Source organism: Clostridium yunnanense, from assembly GCF_016595795.1.
GTDB lineage: Bacteria > Bacillota > Clostridia > Clostridiales > Clostridiaceae > Clostridium_AR > Clostridium_AR yunnanense.
Genome location: NZ_JAENHN010000051.1, coordinates 18,545 through 32,503 on the forward strand (window position 1 = coordinate 18,545; position 13,959 = coordinate 32,503).

A 13,959-nucleotide genomic window follows, 5' to 3' on the forward strand; every position below is an offset into this window, starting at 1 on the left:
AATTATACATATTTATTTCCAAGACATTTTCCATAAGTCCATGCTTACTCTTTTTAATAAAATCAAATCCCTCATGCTAATATAATATTTTTTGATGGTTACTATTATTCATAATAAAAGCTACTTCGAGGGATTTATTTACTATAAAATAGTTTGTCCAATTGAGACAAAGATTCTTGAGCACCTGAATTATATCCAACATGTATACACTCAAAATCCAATAAAATCCTATTGTCTACAGGATAGCTGTTTCTAAAGTCAGTATCATCCCACCAAGAGTTATTGGAGTCTTCAGGATATTTTTCAAAGTTTGAAGAATGGAACATTTGGTAATAACCAGTAAAATGAGGTTCCCCGCCTTCAAATATATAAGGAAGATCGTTCCAATTTCCAGTCTTGTAACTTTCCCATTGTTCTTCAATAGTATCAAGCTCTGATTCAAACAACCCCGTATCAACAAAGTGTCTTAAGGCACTCATATGTATTTTCTCTATGTCCGGGGAGTTTTCATTACCTTTTCTAGCTGCAATGAATTCTTCATGAATCTTATTAAGATTTTGTATATTTTTAGTGCAACGATAATCTATATACTTACTTTCTTCTTTGCCAAGTCCCAATCCCCTTCTAGCAATGGGTGAAAAAAGTGACTTTAAGTTTTTTTCTGTTTTCGAAATTTCACTTATAACATCCCTTACGTTTGGTGGTAAAATTATGTCGCAATCCATAAGTAATATCCAATCCTCTTTATTTAAAGCGTTAATTCCTTCATTTATTGCTTTACCTTTTGCGAATTCAGCACCATTTTCATGGATTCTCTCAGAAAAAATATAGTTGATTGAATTTTCATTACAAAGATTTATAGTATCAATATCATTTTTCTCTGTAACTATAATCCAATTGTCAAGATATTTCTTATTATCAAGACAATACTTAAGCACATGTGAATAATTAATACATACGGTAACTGCTTCTATCTTCATCATATATTCTCCTCTTCATTTTATAAACTCCAATATAAGAGTCCATTATTTTCAGCTTCACTTTTGTGATAATTCCCTTTAATATCAATAAGAATGCCATTTCCATCCTTAAACACTTTCTTCAATTTTTCTAAAGGTGTGTCTCTGTATTGCTGATGTGGAACTGCATATATTACAGCATCAATATTATTTGCTTTTTCAAAATCACTTATCTTGAGTCCATACTCTTCAAATACTTCATCTTGGTCTACTATATAGTCTGCAACCTGAATTTCCGCTCCGTACTCCCTTAACTCATTAATGATATCAACTACCTTCGTGTTTCTGATATCAGGAACATCTTCCTTATAAGAAAATCCAACCACTAAGATTTTGCAACCTCTGATTTGCTTCTGTGCTTTTATTAGTTGTTTAATAGTATTTTCTGCAATAAATTTGCTAGTACCATCATTAATCCTTCTACCTGCAAGTATTAGCTGTGGATGATATCCTATTTCCTCTGCCTTATATGCTAAATAATAAGGATCTACACCAATACAATGTCCTCCGACAATCCCAGGATTCATAGATATAAAGTTCCACTTGGTAGCAGCTGCTCTTAACACTGCTTTTGTGTCTATTTCCATCTTATTAAATATTATCGACAATTCATTCATTAACGCAATTATCAAATCTCTTTGTGTGTTTTCTGTCACTTTTGCAGCTTCTGCCACTTTTATACTTTCAGCTCTATAAATATTTTCATCCGCGATAATTATGTTGTAAACCTTAGCGATTAAATCAAGTGCTTCCTCATCAATTCCAGATATAATCTTCACCACGTTAATTATTGAATGGGATTTGTCTCCAGGGGTTATTCTTTCAGGTGAATATCCCACTTTAAAATCTACTCCACACTTAAGACCAGATTCTCTTTCAAGAATCGGTATACATACTTCCTCTACCAAACCTGGATATACAGTTGACTCATAAACTATCACTGAACCCTCATTAAGATTTCTTGCTACTGCCTCAGTTGCAGATTTCATTGGTACTAAATCCGGTGTTTTATCTCTGTTAACCGGTGTCGGTACAGCAACTATATGAAACTTAGCCTTTTGTAAGAGAGTCTCATCATTAGTAAATAATATATTTGCTTTACCTAGATCTTCTTTATGTACTTCATTTGTTGGGTCTATACCTTTTTTGTAATCTTGTATCTTTTTATTGTTTATATCAAAACCAATTACACTAACCTTTTTACCAAATTCAACAGCAAGTTGAATACCAACATAGCCTAATCCAACAACTGATATCTTCTCCTTGCCTGCAATTATATCTTTATATAAATTCATGATTTCCTCCTTTTTAAGTTATTTATATAATTTAAAATCAAGTTTACTAAGCTTAGGTTTAATATTTTTTCATTGCAATAAATATCTCTTATTTTACTTCTTACATCTTTATGGATTGATACAATTTATAATTAAATTATCTACTCAGAAACCAGTGAAGCTTCAAAGATAGATTTAGCTTCTAGGTTATATGTTTTTATAAAATACTGGACTACATTATTTATTATTTCATCAATATCTAAAAAACTATATTCACCTATAATACTTAAGATCTTATCAGCACTAGGAATTCTAACTTTAGGATCCTCAAAATCACTTCCAAAAACCTCTCTTGAAGGAATAAAAGTAATTTCAGATAAACTGTTTGTTATAGCTTTAATTCTGTTTGCTAAATCAATTATTGAAATACTATTACTAGATCCAACATTAAAGATTTCCTTGTTTGTTTCAGTATTCTCAATAATCAAACATAATATATTGACTAAGTCGCTCACATGTGTAAAGGTACGTATCTGGGTTCCATCATCATATACGGTCATCGGTTCATTTCGAAGCGCTTGTCCTACTAACCTAGGCAAAACCATTCCATAATTTCCAACTTGTCTTGGGCCAACAATATTAAAACATCTAATAACAACATAATCTAGGTCCATTTCTTTACCATAAGCGTAACAATAATATTCAGCAACTGCTTTACCAATTGAATAACTCCACCTAAAGGAATTCCCTATTATTCGGTCATCATTTTCTCGTAATTCTGGAGATTTATTTTTTCCATAGATTTCGGATGTAGAGAACACCACTATCCTCTTTTTCAGATCTGCGGCAATTTTAATGATAGAAATGGAACTTAAGATATTTGAATTCAAGCTTTTGACTGGATTGTCCATAATATATTTAACACCGACTGAGGAAGCCAAATGAAAAATAAGATTGCACTTTGAGCATAGGTCATATAATACATCATAATTACAAATATCTTCCTGTACGAAATGGAAATGATTATTTTCTAAATTATGTCTAATATTCTCTAGAGAACCAGTAGATAAGTTATCAATAACATACACTTCATGATCCTCATCCAGCAATTTATCAACTAGATGGGACCCAATAAAACCTGCACCACCTGTAATAAGTATTTTCATAATACCCTCCTAAAAATTCATTTTTTAAAAATAGTTAATCAATAATCAACCTTTTTATCTCATAAGCTTCAGCAGCTTCAACAGATACTTCCTTACCACGATACTTTGCCATACTAATCACTCCGTTCTTACTTACTGCATAATCCTCATCTCCCATTTGAGATTCATACATCCCAAGCATTTCAACTTTTTTATGAAGCTGTTTGGATATATCCACATAAAGATTCGGTTTAAACATTTGTACGTTTGTAATCCAATTTACCTGTGGATACTCATAAACTATGACAATTTCAGGCATAAAAAATTTCTTTTTTCTACTACGAAGTGCCGTCATACAACAGTTATAAACTATAGCATGATCTTGATTGAAGGATGGAAAAGGTATGGCAACGACCTGTGGTCTTACTCTTTCAATAACACTCTCTACTTTATTAACAAGCTCAAACATAGGAATAAGATCAAGCTTTAAGTGATACTGGTCATCATATAGTATTTCAAAGTTTTCTATCTGGCAAAGCTCCATTATTTTTTCAAATTCTTTTTTCCTTACATCACTGCCAATAGTAAATTCTACTATGTGCACATTGGTGCTTTTCAGCTTACTTATTAACCCACCACAGCCCAAAGTCTCATCATCAGCATGTGGTGAAAGAACTAATAATTTTTCATTCTCATCAAATATTTTATACATAATAACACCTCATCAATTCTTTATTTAGAGCTAAGGTTCCCATCTAACTTTCTCCTTTAAAATCCTTGCTGGATTCCCACCAATTATGATATTATCACCTTTGATTTCATTATTTATAAAAGAGTTTGCTCCCACTATACAGGAGTTTCCAACCTTAGCACCTTTAATAAAAGTGCTTCTACAACCAATCCAGACTTTATCTCCAAAAATTATTTCTTTTGGCTCATTTATGATTTCATCAGTTTCCAAACTATAAATTTTATGATAATCAGTATCTAGAAACAAATTTTCCCATGATACTATACACCCATCGCCAAATTTTATTTTTTTACAGCATATAATGGTCGAACCTCCACCACAGCTAAAATTGCTTCCTATATGAAGTTCTCCTTCACCATTTACGTCCACAACTGAGCCTGCTCCTATGTACACATTTTCTCCAAACACAACCTTACCAGTTACATTCCATCGAGAGATATCTTGAGGCAGTGCACTTATATATGGAAATCCTATTGCTACTGAACGAAATTTAGGTTTTGACGTTAGAACTATGCTTCCCTCGGTATCACATAATTTAACTTTATAATGTATATGAACCGGAAACTTTATTGCATCACGAAATTTGAAATAATTGAAATTAAAGTACACAGTTTTGGGAATACTCAAGGAAATATTTTTCAGCATAAAAATGAACCATCTTATATTATCTATATGCTTTTTTAACATTCTCTCCCTCCTCGATATAGCCTGTACAGCTTTAATAGTTAAGATTTAGGTTTTTGAATGATATGAATTTGTTTTACTACCACTCACAAATTTTACCATGTACTCCTTTACACCGCAACAATATACTTCAAATTTTGATCATAAATACAATTTTTACTCTTGTTTTTGTGACTAAAAACAAAATAAAACGTCGATTTATTCCTTTTATTATAAATAAAGTATTTCTATATTGATCTATTAGTTTATACTATAAAATTGCGGATTGCTTGTCTAAACTTACATAATACTGGGAAACACTAATAAAGTAGTGCTATAATTAAAGCTGAAACTACTTTTAAACGTTGGGGTGGAGGCTTCAGACTGGGAATGTCTAAGTACTTTGTATGCGAAGCAGATGAATTCAATAATAATTTCTTACATTACAGCCCTTCAATTGCTTTAATAAATAATATAGAAATGGATCATCCTGAATTTTTTAAGGATATATCTGATGTTAAGAATTCTTCTAAAAATTTTATAAAAAAACTTACTGGTCCTAAAATTCTAATTATTAATGAAGATAGTACTGCTATTAGAGAAATATTAAGTGATTTAAAAGACTGGTTAAAGGAAGAAAATGTGAAAGTTATTGGTTATTATATAGATAATAAGCTTGATTTTCCTTTTGACATGGAGTATAAAGCAGAATTAATCTCAAATACCCCAGATTATTCATCCTTTAAACTAATAAATGGAGCTAAAGAAAACATCTTCAAGCTTGGACTTATAGGTAAACATAATGTTATGAATTCTTTAGGAGTATTACTTACTGCCTTGGAGTTAGGTGTCGATGTGAATTCAATAAAGAATTCCTTTGAAAATTTTAAGGTTATAGGAAGAAGACTAGAATTGATAGCAGACATTGAAGATATTAAGATTTTTGATGATTTTGCTCACCATCCTACAGCAGTGGCAACTACTTTAGACTCAATTAACCTCAGTTATCCGGGTAAAAAGGTTTTTGCTATTTTCGAACCTCATCAACTTTCTAGAGCAAAACTATTTTTTAATGAGTTCGCTATAGCATTAAAGAAAGCAGATAGAGTTATTATTACCAAACCTTTTTTGGGACGAGAAGCAAAGAGTGGAGATTTAATAATAGTTTTTGGAGCTGGTGACTCATACAAGTTATCTAGAAAAATTCTCAACGCCTTAAGTGACAAGTCTATTTCTACATAATGTAATTCATCACTGCCTAAAAAATCTTCACCACACTAGATATTATTTTTACTTTGGATTTAAAAAGTTAATAAATCTACCGAAACATCTATAGTAGCTCTAGAAAAACTTCCAGAGCTACTATATTTAAAATTTATATAATGAATATCTTTATTTTTTTTATTGTAAAACACCTTAAACTCTTCTAACATTCCATCTTATAAATCCTACTACTGCAATACTAAATATAAAAGTCAGTATCAGTATATTGAACATACTTAAATTAAAATCAATTAATTGTCCATATATTATTTGCCCCGGGGCAATACTTACGGTAGCAACAGCTGTAGAAAATGCACTAACTTTTCCCAGCATATCTCCTCTAACTTCTTGTTGTATATATGTTAAAGAAATAATATTTGACAATGCTAGTGATAGCATTATGCCAAGCCCCCCTATCGAATAAAGCCCTAGAATTACAAACTTGTTTTCTGTACTTATAGCAGCAGAAACTGCCATAATTAACATAGCTATTATCATAGGATACATTGTTTTATGTAATATGTTCATTTTAAACAAGTTAGGTCTTAATGTTATTAACATCCCACCTATTATCATTCCTAAAACAAATACTGCTTCTATGTATCCATAAATACTTGAAGGCATGCTCAGTTTTACGTTTATAAAATATGGAGATACAACACTTAACACTGGAACTACAAAAATATTAGTGAGTGCATATGAAAATATAATTCCTAATACAATATTCTTTTTTTCTTTTAAGTATAGAAAACTCTTTTTCATTTCTCTAATAGATTGTAACAGTGGATTTTTAAACTTTTCTTTTACTTCTAAGTCAGGAATATCTAAAAACAATTCTAATATCGCTGCAGCTAAAAAACTAACGGCGTTTAATACCACTACCGTCTTCATTCCCATAAACCCATACATTAATCCTGCAACAATTGGCCCAGCTAAATTAACCACATAACCAATCTGCTGAATTATACTATTGGCTGAAGCAAGTTTTTCTTTTTCAACAATTTGTGGAATACAAGCTGTGACAGCTGGACTATATAAGGTATAAATGGTAGAAAGCATAAACATTACAATTGCTATTATTATGGTGTTATCTTTACCACTAAATACTATAATTGAGTACACTCCCATTAAAACTGCACTTATAAAATCAAGATAAATCATTATCTTTTTCCTGTTTACCGTATCTGCTAAAAAGCCTGCAATTGGTGCAAACAATATATACGGAATAGTTGAAATTGCTAGAATTACTGAAAAAGTCCCTGCGCTTCCTGTTAAATTCAAGATATATAGTGACATACAAAATCTCTGAATAGCATTGCCAAACAAAGAAATTATTTGTCCAATGACTACAATAATAAAGTTTTTATTTTTCATTTTCATTTCTACCTTTGCAATAATCTTTTGTTTTATATGATATTAATTCTCAACAAAGGTAAGTGTACATAAGATTAGCTTTTATTTCAACTGATACACCTTATTTAATTATTTTTACACCTAGTATGATTATTTTCATGTATAATTTGTTATAATCTAACTTATATACTTTTTAACAAACTAAGATTTCAAACTTTATTTCAAGTTAACACACTAATGAAGGAGATTGTTTTATGAAAGTGACTTCAAGTGAAGAATTTAAAGCAGCTGTTCTAAAAAAATTAGATTTTAGTAAATTCGAAAATAAAAACTATATCTTGTATACAAACAAGAACAAACCTTCCCTCGGCTATCTGATTAGCTATTCAAGGGAAGGTTATTATGATTTAGATATGGCAGACTATACTATACCTAATGATTTTTCCTTATATTTTGACAACACTGAACTCTTAATGCGTTTTGGAATAGTTTATAAGGGAGTTACAGAATTTAAAATTGCAGATAATCCTGTAGATTCTTTTTCTCCTTCCTCCTTCTTTGTTATTGAAAAAGATCTAAAGGGACATCAAAATTGGAAGAAAGGTCAGCATTATCACGGAACTGAAATAACTATATATGAAAAATACTTCACAGAGATAATTAAGCCTAACTTCCCAAATATAATAGATTTACAAACTTTTATTACAAACTACACTTATATTTATCTACCTATAGAAATTGTAAGAATTATAAACCAGCTACAAAGCTTAGCAAATGAAGATTCTTTAAATAGCATTTACTTGGAAGCTAAAGTGTTAGAGTGCATTGGTATTTTAATTAACGAGGTTACTAAATCTCCTGAAAATGCCTTTACTAATCAAATTGACTACGGAAATATTAATATTGGAAGTGATAGACTGATAAAACTTACCTCTTCAGATATTCGAGCTATTCAAAAAGCCCATGATATTTTATCAGAAGGATATAATAATCCTCCTAGTATAGAAGCTTTAAGTAAGATGGTATTTTTAAATGAACAAAAGCTAAAGGCAGGATTTTCAAAACAATATCATATGTCCATTGGGGAGTATACAAATCATCTTAGAATGAATACAGCTGCAAATCTATTATCTACAACTGATTTAACTATCAAAGATATAGCAAAGAAAGTTGGCTACAATTATTCCGCAAATTTCTCTAAGATGTTTAAAAAGACTTATGGAAAAACTCCTCTGCAATTTAGAAAAACAAAATAGAGGCTTTTTAAAAGCCTCTATCATTCCTATAGCTTATAAGGATTTTCATTCATCAGATAAGCTAATAACATAGATTTATTTTCACTTTCATCTATCCATTTTTTTGTCTGCTTTAGCCTTTCATAATCCTCAGCACCAAACTTATTTGTATAATGCTTTTCTAAGAATTCTCTTCTTTCATCTTCTCTAATCTTTTTTTGCCATTCTTCAGTAAAAAAGTTTTGAATTTTATGATGTAAATCAATGCTCTTAATTGACTCCCATTCGTTCTTATCAAACCATATTCCATTGCATAACCCACAATGCTCTAGCATAAAATCAAATTTACTCGATACTTTATATGGAGTAAGTATAGTTTCACAATCAGGACAAAACTTAGGATTTGTGGAGTCTTTAACAGATATGTATTTATCCTCTAGTACAGGTTCGCTCTGATTTTTATTGCTATTGTGCCAAGTAAAATAGTCTCCAAAACGCATCCATTTTCCTTCACACTCCTTACAAGTATAAACCCTTAACCCATTTTCTAAATACTGCTCTTCTAATTCGTTTGTTTTACATACTAAGCATCTCATATTTTTCTCCCCTTACAAGCTATATTAATTCATAACTAAAGATGAAATACTTCAATCATAAACCTATTTTCAAAACTCCTCTGAATTCTGAGAGGAGAGTTTGAAAATATAAATTTAAGTATGAAGTGGTTCATCTATAGATAAACTAGTTCCAAATAGAATCTATCTTTTATAAACCTATTACTATTAATAGTTAACATAAGTATCAATTAGTTTTATTAAATGGAACTGGATTATCTATTCCGCTGAACTGATAAACTACTTCAGTCATTAAACACCAAATAAAGATTTCGATGGTTATGCGAATCTTTATTTGGATAAGTTCTAATATGAAGTAGTTTATCTATAAAACCTAACATAATTATAACGTTTTCACCATATTTTGTATATAAACATTAATACTTGAAAAACCTTTTATCTCTTATTATGCTTTGTTCATCTTATATTTTTATACATAACTATTGATTATACTAATTCACTTTAAAATTTTCGTATTTTATTTTTTAGGTATATATTAAAATAATTCTTTGTAAACTCATACATTTTTCTTAAATCCATTCTTAAATTTCAATAATACTCTTAAACAAAGACCAAAATAAAAACAGACAAGTATACACCTGTCTGCCTCACTTTTACCCTTTTAGTCCATTGGCCTGTCTCTCCATATTTTCTATAACAACATCATGAATATCACCTAAAGAAGCACAATATTCAAGAACCTTCCATGGAGTATTAGTGTGGAAATGTATTTTTATAAGTTCATCATCTCCAACTGCAAGTAAGCAATCGCCTTCAATGTTCTTTGTTATATATTCATTTATTTCATCTTCTGAAAGATTTTCTCCCTCAATTAATAACTGTGTATCAAATCTGTATTCAATCATAATTACGCTCCCTTTATACTTTACAAATTCCTATTTATATTATTATGTTAAAATTAACAAAATAGTTTTTTTCTCATTATAATTCAAGTTTTTTGTAAAAGCAACAGAAGCATATTACATTATTTGGTTGTTAGATATATTTTCTATTTATATTTAAGGACTGCTATCCCCTGATATTTTTCAAGATTTTCTTTATTAAGTTCTAACTCCGAATAGTTCATCGACTTAATTCCTGAAGTATCAATAAACTTATCTACTTTAGCAAAAGCCAAGCCCATTGGTCCTAATGCTTTTGTCCTGTAGTGCATAGGTATAATAACTGTAGGTTTCAACTGCTCTACAACTTCTAAAGCATCTGTAGCGTCAATTGTGAATCCTCCCCCTACAGGTATTAGGAGCACATCTACATTTCCTATTTCCTCTATCTGCTTTGAATCTAGTATATGTCCCAGGTCACCACAATGGCAAATATTTACACCATCAACTTTAAAATTGTATATAGTGTTTCTTCCCTTTTTAGCTCCTGAAAGCTTATCATGAAAGGTGTCAACACCTTTTATTTCTATTCCATGCTCCAAAAACATGCCTAATCCACTTATATGTTGAAAATTCCCTTTAACTGCATCTATATTATTATGATCCTTGTGCTCATGGCTAGTTGTCACTATGTTAGCTTCAAGTTCTGGTAGCATATATCCTAACATATTTACATAAGGATCTATTAATATTTTAGTACCTATTTCAGAAGTTATCATAAAACACGAATGCCCAAACCATTTAATTTTCATTGTAATTCTCCAATCTTTTAATATTTATCTTACTATGCACGAAATCAGTAATATATAATTATTTATATAATATTTTGCCAAATTATATCCTATCAAGTTTTCTATATACTTTATAATAAACCCACACTGCATTTAGAAGCAATAATGTGCTTGTAACAAAGAATACATAACTAATACCAAACCTACCGGCTATTTGCCCACCTAAAACCGACCCTCCAAACACACCTAAATACCCTGCTGATATAGTAAATCCAAAAATTCTACCTGTAATACAATTGGGGGTAATTTTTTTTACTAAGGTATTTATTGAAGGATTTAATCCACCAAATGTAAGTCCTAATAAAAAACGTAATCCCATTAGCTGCCAAGGATTTTTTACAAATGCTTGAGGTATATAAATGAGGCCAGATGCTAAAAGCGCCACTAATATAATCTTATGTGCTCCTATTTTATCGGAGAGCTTACCTAATCTTGGAGCAGCAATTACATTAGCTAGTCCAGAAGCTGAAAAAGCTAATCCTGACACTAGAGCAACATGACTGGTATCACTGCTTAATTGTGTAACATATACTGTTATAATTGGTTCAATAGTATATAATGCTAAAGTTATGATAAGAAGAGTCACAGATAAAGTAATAGTTAAACTTTTTTCAGGCACACTATCCCATACTTCTTTTGCACTTAGTGTCTTTTTATCACTACGTACAAACTCTTCTTTTACAAATAAAAGTGTGGCTATAAAAGCAATTAGTATCAACGCCCCAGTTATAAAAAAAACTGGCTGTAATCCAAAGGCATCCCCTACTAAACCTCCTATGGTTGGCCCGATAAGTGATCCTGCTATACTAGCAGTTGAAAGCGTTCCTAATGCATACCCTGCATTTTCCTTATCTGTCTGAGTAGCTATAAGTGTAGTGCAAGCTGTACTATACCCTGTTATTGCCCCTTGTAACAATCTTAGCCCAATAAGTACATATACATTTGGTGCAAATCCCATCAAAGATATTATCACAGCCATTCCAAGACTAGCCCTTAAAAGCATAGGCTTTCTACCATACTTATCTGCAGCATTCCCCCAAATAGGTGAAAAAATAGCTGAAATTATAAAAGTTATTCCAAAAGCTATTCCTGAAAGCTTTGCAATTGAAGAACCATCAGAAATTCCAAGATGCTTTATATACATAGGCATCACTGGTGCTATTTGACTCATTCCTATCCCTGTTACAAACATCCCAAACCAGCAAACAATTAAATTCTTTTTCCACAGTTTCATAAGCGCACCTCATTTTTAAGAATTTTACATTTTCTTCTACAGTAAAAATCATCTAGATTATTATAACTTTTAATGACTCAATTACTTAATTACTTAATTACTTAATTGCTTTCTGCTATTTATCACTTCATAATAAAATCTATATTTTTAAAATGTACAGTAATAACATGTATGCTATTTCGCATTAACTTTCATATGATAATTATAAACTTCATTTTAAAGTTTGTAAATTACACTTTAAAGTTTATAAGCTTTATTGTGTAGTTTACAACCATGTTTTATAATGGTAAACTATCTTTAGAAAGTAGAAATATAAGGAGTGATATCCAATGCAAAAAAGGAATTTAACCAAAGAAAAAATAATTGAGGTAGCTTTCTCATTGGCTGATGAAATAGGACTTTACCAAGTTACTTTTCAAAAAATAGCTGAAAAACTAGATATTAAATATCAGTCTTTATATAACCATTTTGATAATATGGATGATCTTAAATCCAAAATGACGGTACACCTCTTTAGTGAATTAAATTCTAAGTTAATGAATAAATTAATCGGAAAAAGCTCTGAGGTGGCTATTAGAGAGTTTGCTTTTGTATATAAAGATTTTGCTTTCGAAAATAGAACTGCTTACGAACTTTTTATTACTATTCCAACTTTAGCTAATGAAGAAGCAGACCGTTTAGCTAAGGAAACAAACAACATCATTCGCCAAGTTTTATATGCTTATACAAGTGACGAAACACAGGTTATACATAAAAGCAGGGAATTAAGAAGTATTTTACATGGTTTTGTTTCCATGGTCTTTCTTGGATACTTCCATGGTGATGCAAATATAGACGACAGCTTTGATTTAATGATAGATGATTTTATATTGTCCTTTTCAAGATGATTTTCATAAATCGTTGAATACTATAGATATCTTTTAATTATATAAAAATCCTATGTTCTTAGAGTTACTTTTCAAAGCTTCACTAAAAGCATAGGATTTTAAATGTGTTAAATCATTAGTGCTCATTCATAACTTCTTTTATTGATTTTATTCCCTCTTCAAACTGGTTTTTCCCTCCCTGTGCAGGGTGCCTTACTTTTATTGAGTTAATCCCTAGTTTACTTAGACTTTCCTCTGCTTTGTTTCCCATAGCAACTACCTGATCTATATTAAACATTTCAATAATTTTTACAAGAGCCTTCTCGCCTATTTGCAATTCTCTTTTTATGGGAGTCCTATTACTTTCCTCATTCCCTGCTTTATAAGGATGGAACGGAAAAGCATTCCATGCTAACATAACTAGATCATATTTTACAAGTGTACTCCATATTATTGTTGCTGTTGCTTCCTTAAGCAATTTATCCTTTTCTGATAATAATCTATATCCTTTTTCCTTTCCAAATAGATCCAACCCCTTCATATTATTAACAAGTAAATCTTCACTAGTAAAAGGTACTCCTGTAAGACGGCTACCTCTGTAACCTACCGCTTCTCCGACAAGTATTATTTTAGGTTTTATTTTACTCATCTGTTGTAAATATATTGATAGGTTATCTCTTCTTATAGCGCTTTCTTTAAAAGCATATGAATATTGATTGTATACATTTGGTGTAACTTCAGTGTTTGCTAACTCTTCAACAAAGTCTCTCAATTTATCTATCATTTCTTCAATCCTTCTTTTTATTAAAAATACTATATGTCATTTATAGTATTTCTCATTGTAAAGTA

The 13,959-nt window shown here is 30.6% G+C and carries 14 protein-coding genes; 3 read left to right on the top strand and 11 right to left on the bottom strand.

What is annotated here, in order from left to right; translation table 11 throughout:
- Positions 1-134: 134 nt before the first annotated feature.
- From JHL18_RS19055 to JHL18_RS19075, 5 genes are all read right to left on the bottom strand, one after another.
- Positions 135-983 carry a glycosyltransferase family 2 protein gene (locus JHL18_RS19055; RefSeq protein WP_200272173.1) on the bottom strand — a complete coding sequence of 283 codons (849 nt, stop codon included), beginning with the start codon at positions 981-983 and terminating at the stop codon, positions 135-137.
- Positions 984-1,000: 17 nt separating this feature from the next.
- A complete protein-coding gene (locus tag JHL18_RS19060) occupies positions 1,001-2,314 on the bottom strand; it encodes a nucleotide sugar dehydrogenase (protein WP_200272176.1) in 1,314 nt (437 codons plus the stop codon).
- A 140-nt stretch (positions 2,315-2,454) separates the two neighbouring features.
- Complete coding sequence (locus JHL18_RS19065) at positions 2,455-3,459, bottom strand: NAD-dependent epimerase/dehydratase family protein (RefSeq protein ID WP_200272178.1); 1,005 nt, start codon at positions 3,457-3,459, stop codon at positions 2,455-2,457.
- Between the two features lie 34 nt (positions 3,460-3,493).
- On the bottom strand, positions 3,494-4,150 hold the full coding sequence (locus JHL18_RS19070) for a PIG-L deacetylase family protein (RefSeq protein WP_200272180.1): 657 nt from the start codon (positions 4,148-4,150) through the stop codon (positions 3,494-3,496).
- Positions 4,151-4,180: 30 nt separating this feature from the next.
- Complete coding sequence (locus JHL18_RS19075) at positions 4,181-4,876, bottom strand: acyltransferase (RefSeq protein WP_200272182.1); 696 nt, start codon at positions 4,874-4,876, stop codon at positions 4,181-4,183.
- Between the two features lie 366 nt (positions 4,877-5,242).
- Between JHL18_RS19075 and JHL18_RS19080 the strand changes: the two genes are divergently transcribed.
- Complete coding sequence (locus JHL18_RS19080; protein WP_200272184.1) at positions 5,243-6,094, top strand: Mur ligase family protein; 852 nt, start codon at positions 5,243-5,245, stop codon at positions 6,092-6,094.
- A gap of 174 nt (positions 6,095-6,268) precedes the next feature.
- Here the strand turns inward: JHL18_RS19080 and JHL18_RS19085 are convergent, their stop codons facing one another.
- The gene (locus JHL18_RS19085; RefSeq protein ID WP_243277989.1) at positions 6,269-7,489 is read right to left on the bottom strand and encodes an MFS transporter; all 1,221 of its coding nucleotides are present in this window, start codon (positions 7,487-7,489) and stop codon (positions 6,269-6,271) included.
- A 233-nt stretch (positions 7,490-7,722) separates the two neighbouring features.
- On the opposite strand from JHL18_RS19085, the gene JHL18_RS19090 reads away from it, so the two are divergent.
- A complete protein-coding gene (locus JHL18_RS19090) occupies positions 7,723-8,724 on the top strand; it encodes a helix-turn-helix domain-containing protein (protein WP_200272188.1) in 1,002 nt (333 codons plus the stop codon).
- 26 nt (positions 8,725-8,750) lie between these two features.
- On the opposite strand, the gene JHL18_RS19095 is transcribed toward JHL18_RS19090, so the two are convergent.
- From JHL18_RS19095 to JHL18_RS19110, 4 genes are all read right to left on the bottom strand, one after another.
- Positions 8,751-9,299: a zf-TFIIB domain-containing protein gene (locus JHL18_RS19095; RefSeq protein ID WP_200272190.1), complete on the bottom strand. Its 549-nt coding sequence runs from the start codon at positions 9,297-9,299 to the stop codon at positions 8,751-8,753.
- A 632-nt stretch (positions 9,300-9,931) separates the two neighbouring features.
- The gene (locus JHL18_RS19100; protein ID WP_200272192.1) at positions 9,932-10,183 is read right to left on the bottom strand and encodes a kinase to dihydroxyacetone kinase; all 252 of its coding nucleotides are present in this window, start codon (positions 10,181-10,183) and stop codon (positions 9,932-9,934) included.
- Between the two features lie 143 nt (positions 10,184-10,326).
- Complete coding sequence (locus JHL18_RS19105) at positions 10,327-10,971, bottom strand: MBL fold metallo-hydrolase (protein ID WP_200272194.1); 645 nt, start codon at positions 10,969-10,971, stop codon at positions 10,327-10,329.
- Positions 10,972-11,053: 82 nt separating this feature from the next.
- The gene (locus JHL18_RS19110; protein WP_200272196.1) at positions 11,054-12,244 is read right to left on the bottom strand and encodes a multidrug efflux MFS transporter; all 1,191 of its coding nucleotides are present in this window, start codon (positions 12,242-12,244) and stop codon (positions 11,054-11,056) included.
- A 329-nt stretch (positions 12,245-12,573) separates the two neighbouring features.
- Here JHL18_RS19110 and JHL18_RS19115 point away from each other — a divergent pair, with 329 nt between their 5' ends.
- Positions 12,574-13,131, top strand: coding sequence for a TetR/AcrR family transcriptional regulator (locus tag JHL18_RS19115; protein WP_200272198.1), 558 nt, complete (start codon positions 12,574-12,576; stop codon positions 13,129-13,131).
- Between the two features lie 115 nt (positions 13,132-13,246).
- On the opposite strand, the gene JHL18_RS19120 is transcribed toward JHL18_RS19115, so the two are convergent.
- Complete coding sequence (locus tag JHL18_RS19120; RefSeq protein WP_200272200.1) at positions 13,247-13,894, bottom strand: uracil-DNA glycosylase; 648 nt, start codon at positions 13,892-13,894, stop codon at positions 13,247-13,249.
- Positions 13,895-13,959 lie beyond the last annotated feature (65 nt).

What these genes read in the sequence shown, in the direction of transcription:
- JHL18_RS19055 (WP_200272173.1), bottom strand. Translation starts at nt 983, where the DNA reads ATGATGAAGATAGAAGCAGTTACCGTATGTATTAATTATTCACATGTG.
- JHL18_RS19060 (WP_200272176.1), bottom strand. Translation starts at nt 2,314, where the DNA reads ATGAATTTATATAAAGATATAATTGCAGGCAAGGAGAAGATATCAGTT.
- JHL18_RS19065 (WP_200272178.1), bottom strand. Translation starts at nt 3,459, where the DNA reads ATGAAAATACTTATTACAGGTGGTGCAGGTTTTATTGGGTCCCATCTA.
- JHL18_RS19070 (WP_200272180.1), bottom strand. Translation starts at nt 4,150, where the DNA reads ATGTATAAAATATTTGATGAGAATGAAAAATTATTAGTTCTTTCACCA.
- JHL18_RS19075 (WP_200272182.1), bottom strand. Translation starts at nt 4,876, where the DNA reads ATGTTAAAAAAGCATATAGATAATATAAGATGGTTCATTTTTATGCTG.
- JHL18_RS19080 (WP_200272184.1), top strand. Translation starts at nt 5,243, where the DNA reads ATGTCTAAGTACTTTGTATGCGAAGCAGATGAATTCAATAATAATTTC.
- JHL18_RS19085 (WP_243277989.1), bottom strand. Translation starts at nt 7,489, where the DNA reads ATGAAAAATAAAAACTTTATTATTGTAGTCATTGGACAAATAATTTCT.
- JHL18_RS19090 (WP_200272188.1), top strand. Translation starts at nt 7,723, where the DNA reads ATGAAAGTGACTTCAAGTGAAGAATTTAAAGCAGCTGTTCTAAAAAAA.
- JHL18_RS19095 (WP_200272190.1), bottom strand. Translation starts at nt 9,299, where the DNA reads ATGAGATGCTTAGTATGTAAAACAAACGAATTAGAAGAGCAGTATTTA.
- JHL18_RS19100 (WP_200272192.1), bottom strand. Translation starts at nt 10,183, where the DNA reads ATGATTGAATACAGATTTGATACACAGTTATTAATTGAGGGAGAAAAT.
- JHL18_RS19105 (WP_200272194.1), bottom strand. Translation starts at nt 10,971, where the DNA reads ATGAAAATTAAATGGTTTGGGCATTCGTGTTTTATGATAACTTCTGAA.
- JHL18_RS19110 (WP_200272196.1), bottom strand. Translation starts at nt 12,244, where the DNA reads ATGAAACTGTGGAAAAAGAATTTAATTGTTTGCTGGTTTGGGATGTTT.
- JHL18_RS19115 (WP_200272198.1), top strand. Translation starts at nt 12,574, where the DNA reads ATGCAAAAAAGGAATTTAACCAAAGAAAAAATAATTGAGGTAGCTTTC.
- JHL18_RS19120 (WP_200272200.1), bottom strand. Translation starts at nt 13,894, where the DNA reads ATGATAGATAAATTGAGAGACTTTGTTGAAGAGTTAGCAAACACTGAA.